This window comes from Mesorhizobium sp. M7A.T.Ca.US.000.02.2.1, assembly GCF_003996995.1.
Taxonomy (GTDB): Bacteria; Pseudomonadota; Alphaproteobacteria; order Rhizobiales; family Rhizobiaceae; genus Mesorhizobium.
Genome location: NZ_RZTT01000243.1, coordinates 1 through 9,328 on the forward strand (window position 1 = coordinate 1; position 9,328 = coordinate 9,328).

At 62.2% G+C, this 9,328-nt stretch carries 4 protein-coding genes; 3 read left to right on the forward strand and 1 reads right to left on the reverse strand.

The window, feature by feature from the left end:
- Both EOD15_RS21505 and EOD15_RS21510 read left to right on the forward strand, forming a co-directional pair.
- Positions 1-629: SRPBCC family protein (locus tag EOD15_RS21505; protein ID WP_148129601.1), on the forward strand; the 629-nt coding region annotated here is incomplete at its 5' end.
- Between the two features lie 452 nt (positions 630-1,081).
- Complete coding sequence (locus EOD15_RS21510; RefSeq protein ID WP_127321077.1) at positions 1,082-2,875, forward strand: PAS domain S-box protein; 1,794 nt, start codon at positions 1,082-1,084, stop codon at positions 2,873-2,875.
- 312 nt (positions 2,876-3,187) lie between these two features.
- On the opposite strand, the gene EOD15_RS21515 is transcribed toward EOD15_RS21510, so the two are convergent.
- Positions 3,188-8,149 (reverse strand): autotransporter domain-containing protein, encoded by a 4,962-nt coding sequence (locus tag EOD15_RS21515; protein ID WP_245463729.1) that lies wholly within the window; start codon positions 8,147-8,149, stop codon positions 3,188-3,190.
- 514 nt (positions 8,150-8,663) lie between these two features.
- On the opposite strand from EOD15_RS21515, the gene EOD15_RS21520 reads away from it, so the two are divergent.
- On the forward strand, positions 8,664-9,116 hold the full coding sequence (locus EOD15_RS21520) for a hypothetical protein (RefSeq protein ID WP_127408807.1): 453 nt from the start codon (positions 8,664-8,666) through the stop codon (positions 9,114-9,116).
- The last annotated feature ends 212 nt before the right edge of the window (positions 9,117-9,328 follow it).

Sequence of the window (9,328 nt, forward strand, 5' to 3'; positions counted from 1 at the left end):
TGTCGGAATGGCGCGGGCTGCTCTTCGCGGCACTCGACCCGAAGGAAAGTCTTCTGGATCAACTTGGCTCTCTGCCCGACGAACTGGCGGACGAGCCGTTGGAGACCTATGCCGCCACCGATCAGGCCACCGTCAGCTTTACGGCGAACTGGAAGATCTACACCGACAATTTCGTCGAAGGCTACCACATCCCTGGCACACATCCCTCGTTCTACGCTGCCATCGACTTCGAAGCCTTCCAGACCACCGCCCATCCCGGTTATGTCCGGATGACCGCACCGCCGAAAGACGGTCTGTTCTATCGCGGCAAATGGCTTTGGATGTGGCCGAACTGGACGCTGTCGCTTTTCGATGGCGGCATGAACGTTAGCCGGATCAATCCGACCTCACCGCATCACACAGACCAGCATTACCATTTCTTCTTTGCCGATATCGCTGCAGAAACATCCGAGAGCAGGGCGAAATCTGTGCAAGGCACTCTGGCCGTGGTACGCGAGGACTACGCCATCTGCGCCGATACGCATCGCAACTATGCCGCAGGGGCCTATACCTCCGGCCCGCTCTCGGGGCGGCATGAGCGGGGAGTGCAGTATTTCCAGGAACGTGTCGCTGCGGCACTGGGGCTGTGAGCGCCCCTGGCGTCCTTGTCCGCCGGATAGCTCGGCGCCGGCACGAGAGCCCTCCGGCCAGTCGAATACGGCGGGCACGGTAAGACGAGTTACGAGCGTCGTGGCAATCGGAGCTCGCTCAATGCGGAGAGCAGATCGGCGCACGCGGCTTTGACGACCAAGTTTAGCGGGCTGGAGCTGATTTGCCCGATCGGCACCGATTCCGTGAGGCGCGGCTGCTGCTGCAACGCCTGCGTTAAACCAGTCGCACGGCCGGCCGAGCACAGCTATCCGGTCATCTTCTGGCCCGGGCGATCAAGGTTTCGTGGTAAGCGACCAAGGACTTGGCATGAAGTCGCGTGCGGTAAGAATGGTAAGCCGGCCCGCCGTGCAACACCCGAAAACGGCGACTTTGGAACGATACCGGCACAAGCAACGTTACAGCTGGTTGAATTGATATCGGGGCCAGAAATATGAATGAACTGCCGCAGGCGAACGTTGTCGCCTTCAAAGACCCGGAAATGTCCGGCACTGACAGTCCGAATTTTGATTATCAGGATTTTTTCGAGAACGGCGCGGTTGCTCTCCATCTGGTGAGCGAGGATGGCATCATTCTGCACGCCAACACAGCTGAGCTCGACCTCCTCGGTTATCCCGCAGAAGACTATGTCGGCCGGCACATCGCCGACTTCTACCCCGACCGGCCGGTCATCGAGGACATTCTGGAACGCCTCACCAGGGGCGAAAAGATCGCGAGGTATCCGGCGCGTCTGAGAGCCCGCGACGGAGCCATCAAGCATGTCGAAATCACCTCGAGCGGCCATTTTCGTGACGGCAAGCTAATCAACACCAGATGCTTCACAGTCGATGTGACCGACTTGGAGCGAGCCCGCACCGAACTGAGGCAACAGGACAATACTTATCACCAGATCCTCGACGCCCTTCCGGTCGCCATCTACACAACTGATCAAGACGGTACGATAACTTATTATAATCGCGCTGCTGCCGAGCTGGCAGGACGGGAGCCTAACGTCGGCAAGGACAAATGGTGCGTGACGTTCAAGCTGTTCACTGCCGACGGCAAGGAACTGCCCCACGACGAGTGCCCAATGGCGATCGCTCTCAACGAAAACCGGCCGGTCCGCAACCAGGAGGCCGTGGCGCAGCGACCGGACGGATCTTTTTTCCCGTTCCTGCCCTATCCCACGCCGCTGCGGGATGAGCACGGCACCCTGATAGGTGCCGTGAACATGCTATTGGACCTGACGGACCGCCAACGTGCCGAAGAGGCCAAGCAGCATCTGTCAGCGATTGTGGAATCCTCGTTCGACGCTATTGTCAGCAAGGATCTCAACACCATCATCAAGAGCTGGAACCAGGGCGCCGAACGGCTGTTCGGCTATACCGCTGACGAAGCGATCGGTCAGTCGGTGACGATGCTGATTCCGGATAACCACCAGGACGAGGAACCTCGTATCCTCGAACGCATTCGGCGTGGCGAACGCGTCGAACCGTTCGAAACCACACGGCAGCGCAGGGATGGCAGCCTGGTTCCGGTTTCGCTGGCGATATCGCCCGTGCGTAACGCAGCCGGGCAAATCGTCGGCGCGTCGAAGATTGCCCGGGACATCACGTTGGCGAGGGAAAGCGAGCAACGCATCCACATGCTGATGCGCGAGGTCAATCACCGGGTGAAAAACCAGTATTCAGTCATCCTGTCGATGATCCGTGAGACCAACAAGCGATCGGAAACGCCAAAGCAATTTGAATACCAGGTGCGCGAGCGCATCATGGCGCTGTCGCGCTCCCACGACCTGCTGGTTGCGGCGGACTGGAAGGGCGCCACGATCAGTGACCTTTTGGCGGCGCAAGCCCAGCCATTCCCACGGGGAGACGTTATCGCCATGTCGGGCCCATTGTTGGTCCTCAATGCCAATGCGGTGCAGTATCTCGGGATCGCTTTCCATGAACTGGCTACCAACTCGGCCAAATATGGCGTCCTCTCAGCGGATAAGGGCCAGATCTCAGTCATATGGACCATTACCGGGTCCGGTGCTTCGAGGCTCCTCCATCTCACCTGGGCTGAAACCGATGGGCCGGAAGTTCAGAGCATCGGACAGGGCGGCTTTGGAACCGTGGTATTGAAGCGGGTGGCACCTGCGGCAGTGGGGGGACAGGGAAAGCTTGAGCACGGCCCGCATGGGGTCACCTGGAGCTTGGAAGCCCCGTTGACCGCCGTGGAGCCGGCCGTTGCAAACAGGGGCTAGCCGTCAACGTTTCGACCTCGGCCGCCTTTGCCTTCATCTGTGGCGCCCTGGTCGGGCGGTCACCAGTAGATTCGCTTGCTGCGACCTTTATCGAGGCGGGAAACCCCAGTGTTGCCGCCCTGACCTTCAAATCGGTCATGTCGTCCCATGCCTGAGGCGACTTGTCACAAAAAGCCGGCGTCACTTCCGATGTTAGATCAGTCACCTGAGCTCGTTGTCATGGGCCGCGGGCTGACGGTCAGCTTCTTGCTTACTAGAAAGTGACCTGTTACCGCAGTCAGGCGAATGGATCTCTGCCTCGCCTTAGGTCCCTCAAAACTTGACCATCAGATTTGCATCGAAGCCGTTTTGCTTCATGGCCGATGCGAACTGGCCCTGATAGGCGAAGCCAAGCTTCGCATAGGGGCTGAGTGCGACGTCGATGCCGGCCTCGATCAACGCTGCATTCCTTGCGATCGGGGCGCCGGCGATGGCAAACGTGTCGGAGCCAGCGAAGGCGAAGGTGGAGATCGGTGTAACGTCGCCAAATGCATGGCGCCAGGCAAGTGTACCGCGCGCCGTGACAGTGGTGCCGCCGAGATCGAAGTTGCTGGATGCCCTAAGGCCGAGGGTGGTGAACGTCACATCGGTGTTGGTGCTGGACGCCGTCAGGGCCGCGGCACCGCCTGTCTCGCTGAAGCCATCGGTGTGGAGTGTCACGTAAGAAAGTCCGGCGAATGGTTCGAAACCGAACTGCCCGGCCTTCAGGTCATAGGCGATCTCACCAAAGGCCTGTGCGGTGGCGGCATCATAATCGGCGCTCAGACTGTTATCCAAGCCGGCGAAGGCGACGTGGCGGCCCATTGAGATGTCGTGCCAGGTGTAGGCCGCGCCGGCGCGAAGGCCAAAAGCGCCCCATTGGCCACCGCCATAGAGGCCGAGATGCCAGTTCTGGCTGTCGCCCGAGGACGCGCGATCATCGACATTGAAGCTCGAATGGCTGAAGCCGGCGATGACGCCTGCCCGCCAGTTATCGCCGAAGGCGCTGTCGATGCCGGTGAGGAAACCGCCGGTGGAAGACGAGATCGGCGCAGCATTGCCATCGCCGTCATTGTCGCGCCATGAGCCGAAGGCGGTTGCCCAGGCGGCGGCGCGATCCGTGGTGGCCGGCAACAGCATGCCATGGATGGCTTCATTGGATTTGCTGCCTCCCTGCGCCACCTCGCCATAGGCGATGACAGGCGCATCGCTGGCCGCGACCGTGCCGAAGGCCGAACGGATGCGCGCATTGACGGCCTCGGCAACGTGCTGGCTATCCTCCACCAGGACGCCATTGGCACTGGGATATCCATCGCCCGACAACTGGTCGAAGATCTGGCGTACCGTTTCGTCGTCATTGGCTAGAACAACGACGGCCTGGTAGAGCGCGCTCAGCGATCCGAGCGTCTCGAGCACGCCGGCCGTGCTCTTCTGGTTGAATGTCTGGGCAAAGTCGGTGAAGGCAACGTTGTTGCGATTTAGGGTCAGATTCACGTCGTCGCCATCATAGGCCAGGAACGGATCAAGGAAGGCAAAGTCCGAAGTCACGCTGTCGAACTGACCCGAAACGCCACCGTCGGCCGTGAGGATCGTATAGGTCGAAGACGGCTTGTAGCCGCCGTCGACACCAATATGGGCGACAGAGCCGCCGCCGATGGTCGCCGCGCCGGTTACGTGAACCAGATCGCTGGAACTGCTGGCCGGGTCGACCTCGACCTGCAAGCTGGCGCCAGCGTTGAAGACGAGATCCCCGTCAAGCGTTAGTGTGCCGATAGAGGCGCCTGGCGCCAGTGTGCCGCCACTTTGAACAGTCACCACGCTGCCAGCCCCGGAGCCGACCGTCCCGTGGCCGCCAAGCACGGCACCATTCGTCACATCAAGGTTGCCGCCGAGCCTTGCCCCGGAATGTACGTCGTCCGATCCGATGAGGAGGGTGCCGCCGGCCACGGAAGTGGTGCCGGTGAAGCCGGAACCGTCGCCATCATAGGAAAATGTCGCACCCGTCTTGATGAACGTGCCGGTGCCCGAAAGGATGCCGCCATAGCTGCCATCCTGGTCCTGGACAATCGTCAAGGCCTTGGTGCCCAGTTGGACAGTGCCGCCGGAGCCGCTAAGATTGTGGATCGTCATGTCGAGAGCGCCAATACCACTGATGTCGAATACGCCGGCATCGATCTGCAGCGAACCCGGTCCGATCGAGCCCGTTCCCGAGAGCGCAAGCGTGCCGGCCTCGATGGTAGTGCCGCCCGAATAGATGTTGGTTCCGGAAAGCACCAGCGTGCCCGCGCCGGTCTTGCGCAATCCATCGGTGCCCGCGATCACATTGGAGATGGTCGACACATAACCGTTGCTTGCGGCGCTGCCATCGCCGACGCGCACTTCGACCGGCGCCGGATGATCGGCGTCGGCCACCAGCGTCAGCGTGTCGCCGGTGAGCACGTAGCCGCCCGACGCGAACTGCATGCCGGTCGTCTGGACTGCGCCGGCGCTGCCGTCCACCGTTACGGTGCCTGCCTCGCCGCCGAAGACGGCGAAACCGGGCTGCGGCTGCATGGCCGCCGTGAGCGCACCCGTCGCATCGGTCCAATTCGGCGCCATGTTCGACCAACTGCCAGCGCCGCCGCCCATGTGGGTGGCGTCGGCCTGGCCGTTGGCGTTCCAAAGGTTCAGCGTCAGGCCGGTGGTGTTGATGAGATTGATCTGCTTGTCGGCCGTCAGCATTTGGATCGACAGCGTCGATGCGGGCGGAACGGCGCCCAGAGTGAGTCCGCCGTTGCTCTCGGTGAGTGTGCCCGTGTAGTCGACGATACGGTAAAGACCGGGGCCGAAGCCGCCAGCATTGGCGACATCGAGCACGGCTCCGTTGAGCGTCACGTTTCCGTTGACCATGACGCTATCCGCCTGACCGGTCGTAAAATCCGCGCCCGGTGCTGCCGCCTCGTAGGCCAGACGACTGCCCTGCTGCAGGGTCATGTTGCCGTTCACCGTCATCGTCCCGATCGAGGTGCCCGGTGCGATCGTGCCACCCGAAGCGACTGTCGTCGTGCCCACCGTGCCCGAGCCGCCGAGCGTGCCGCCCGTCAGGACGTCGATCGAGGAACTCGAATCGCCAAGCGTTCCGTTTACCAGCAGCACGCCGCCCGAAATCGTCGTCGTCCCGGTGAAGCCGGAACTGTTTCCGGTCAGGATCGTCGTGCCGGCGACCTGTCCGATGGCCCCCGCACCGGTGATCGCCGGAGAGAACGTGTAGCCCGTCCCGGTATGGTTGAAGGTGAGAGTTCCCGCTCCCGCGCCGAAGCGAATCTCCGCAGCCTGCAGCGTGCCTGGCGCAACGGCCGGCTGCCCAGCGGCCGCGCCGATGTTGAGCGTACCAGTCGAGCTACTCTGAACGGCGATATGGGCAATGCCTGCCCCATTGCCGGTGCTCACTGCGCCACCATCCGCGACGGTCAGCGTGCCAGTGCCCCCATAACCGACATAGAACGTGCCGCTGTTCTTCCAGGTGGAGCCGGCGCCCGTTACAATGGCCGTGCCGCTCGAGGTCACTCCGATAGCCCCTGTAGCATCGCTGACCAGGCCACCGTTCGCGACGGTCAGCGTGCCGGTGGCGAAATCGCCGACATAAAGGTCGCCGCTGTTGGTCCAGGTGGAGTTCGCGCCCGTTACCGTGGCCGTGCCCGTGGAACCCGGCTGAAATCCGAGGCGGCCGACCGTGTTGGTGACGGCGCCGCCATCCTCGACGTTCAGCGTCCCGTTGCCGGAACGACCGATAAGAAGCTCGCTGCTGTTCGCCCAGGTGGAGCCAGCGCCCGTCACAGTCACCGTGCCGGTGGAGCCAGCGAGGTATCCGATGTAGCCGACCGTGTTGGTCACGGCGCCGCCGTGCTCGACGTTGAGCGTACCATCACCGCTACTGCCTATGTAGAGGACGCCGCTATTCGACCATGTGGAGCCGGTACCCGTCACAGTCGCCGTGCCGGTGGAACCTGCGTTAAATCCGATGTAGGCAACCGTGTTGGTGACGGCGCCGCCATCCTCGACGTTGAGCGTGCCGGTGCCGGAACGGCCGACATAAAGTTCGCTGCTGTTCGTCCAGGCGGAGTCCGCGCCCGTCACCGTCGCCGTGCCGGTGGAGCCAGCGTCGTATCCGATGTAGCCGACCGCGTTGGTGACGGCGCCGCCCTCCTCGACGTCGAGCGTGCCGGTGCCGGAACGGCCGACATAAAGGTCGCCGCTGTTCGTCCAGCTGGAGTCCGCGCCCGTCACCGTCGCCGTCGCCGTGCCGGTAGAGCTTGCGAAAACCCCGATGTAGCCGTCCGTGTTGCTGACAGCGCCGCCGTCCTCGACGTTCAGCGTCGCGGTGCCGGAACTGCCGACATAAAGTGCACCGCTGTTCGTCCAGGTGGAGTCCGCGCCCGTCACCGTCGCCGTCGCCGTGCCGGTGAAGCTTGCGAAAGTACCGATATAGCCATTCGTGTTGCTGACAGCGCCGCCGTCCTCGACACTCAGCGTCGCGCCGCCGTTAAAGCCGACATAAAGTTCGCCGCTGTTCGTCCAGGTGGAGCCGGTGCCCGTCACCGTCGCCGTGCCGGAGAAGTCCGAGCCATTGCCGATAAAGCCCTGCTTGTTGGTTACGGCACCACCGGCCGCGACGTTCAGCGTGCCGTTGACAGTAAGATCGAGGCTGCTCGTCCAGGTGGAGCCGGCGCCCGTCACCGTCGCCGTGCCGGAGTCGATGGAGCCCGCCGTGTTGGTGACCACGCCGCCGGCCGCGATGGTCAGTGTGCCGGCGCCACCGGCATAGCCGATAAAGAGCCAGCCGCTGTTCGTCCAGGTGGAGCCCGCGCCGGTTACCGTCACCGTGCCGGTAGAACCCGAGTGATATCCGATGTAGCCGTTAAAGTCGGTGACCTTGCCTCCGTCCTCGACGTTCAGCGTGCCGTTGCCGAAAAGGCCGACAGTGAGCTCGCCGCTGTTTGTCCAGGTGGAGCCGGTGCCCGTCACAGTCGCCGTGCCGATGGAGCCAGGGTCACGACCGACAAAGCCGAATGTGCTGGCGACCGTGCCGCCGGCTTCGATGTCCAGCGTGCCGGTACCGGATTTGCCGACAAACAGCTGGCCCCCTACGTTCCAATTGGGCGATGCGGCGGGGGTCGGATCCACGTCGCCGGAGATCGACACGGATTGGGCCGAAGCGGGAATGCCTGTCGCCAGCGTTGCGAGACTGGTCGCGACCGCCGTGGAAGCCAGAAGCATCCGGATCCGCCTGGTCGATGCCAGGCCGCCCAACAGGGTGACCTTCCTGGAACCGTATTCCATTTTCACCCCACCCCTAAATTAGCTACAACTTACACGTTCGCATGGCCAACACAACCCAGGCCACAGGGCACAACATGGCTCAATTTAGCGGCGGGGAGGTGTCGCGATCCAGCTTGCCAAGCACCTCGGCGCAACCGTTGCGACTACGGCGAGCGCCGATTTGGTCAAAGGTCCGCGCGAGGCCGACATCGGACCCGAATTTGCCAACGGACCGATCCGTTGCCTAAGCTGATTGCTCTGCCGAAGGCTTGCAATGCTGTCTCTTGAGGCTGAAAGGCAGCGACAAGGTCTCTTTCTAAGGCCAAAGGCGCATGAGTGCGCTCACCGCATCAGGTATCGAGAAAGCCTATGGCACGGTCCGAGTTATTCATGGCGTGTCGGTCGACATTGGATCAGGTGAATTCGTCATCCTGGTCGGCCCGTCGACGTTGCGCCGAAGTCGCGCGACCTCGTGTTCCCGAACCATGCGCACTACCCGCACATGCCAGCGCGCGAGACCGTGGTCTTCGCGCTGACGTTGAAGAAGACCGACAAAAGCGAGATCGGCGAAGTGGTGCTTGGCCACATTCGAGTGGCTTTAACACGATGCTCATCTAGGTGGCGGCGCTCGACGCCGAATCCTGCCGGACCGCTCGATGTTTTGGGCCACTATTTTTTCCGAGCGCTCAATCGCGAGCTCGGCCCGTTCGAGGCGCTGCGTGGCACTGGCGACTTCGGCCGCCATCGCGATTCCCCGGCCTTTCGTGATGTTTGTCATGAGATTGAAACACCGGGAGGGCGGAATCGTTCCTTGACGCCGGCCAGGTGGCGCTCCAGCAACTGCAGCCGCTGGATCAAGATCACGCTCCTCAAGGTGCTCCGGAGCTGCCCAAGCGTCTGGTGCGTTCCTTTGCAACCATTTTAGCTTAATCTAATTTAAATTCGGTCCTGTCCGAGTTCGCGTATGTTGAAGTTCATCCGGCCAATGTTCCCCACGCTTGTCGAGGTGCCGCCGACAGGGGACAACTGGATTCACGAATCAAGTATGATGGCTACCGGACGCAAGTCATTGTCGAGGACGGCACTGCCCGAACGATCACGCGGAGGGGCTACGACTGGTCATCGACGTACAAGACG

What these genes read in the sequence shown, in the direction of transcription:
- EOD15_RS21510 (WP_127321077.1), top strand. Translation starts at nt 1,082, where the DNA reads ATGAATGAACTGCCGCAGGCGAACGTTGTCGCCTTCAAAGACCCGGAA.
- EOD15_RS21515 (WP_245463729.1), bottom strand. Translation starts at nt 8,149, where the DNA reads ATGCTTCTGGCTTCCACGGCGGTCGCGACCAGTCTCGCAACGCTGGCG.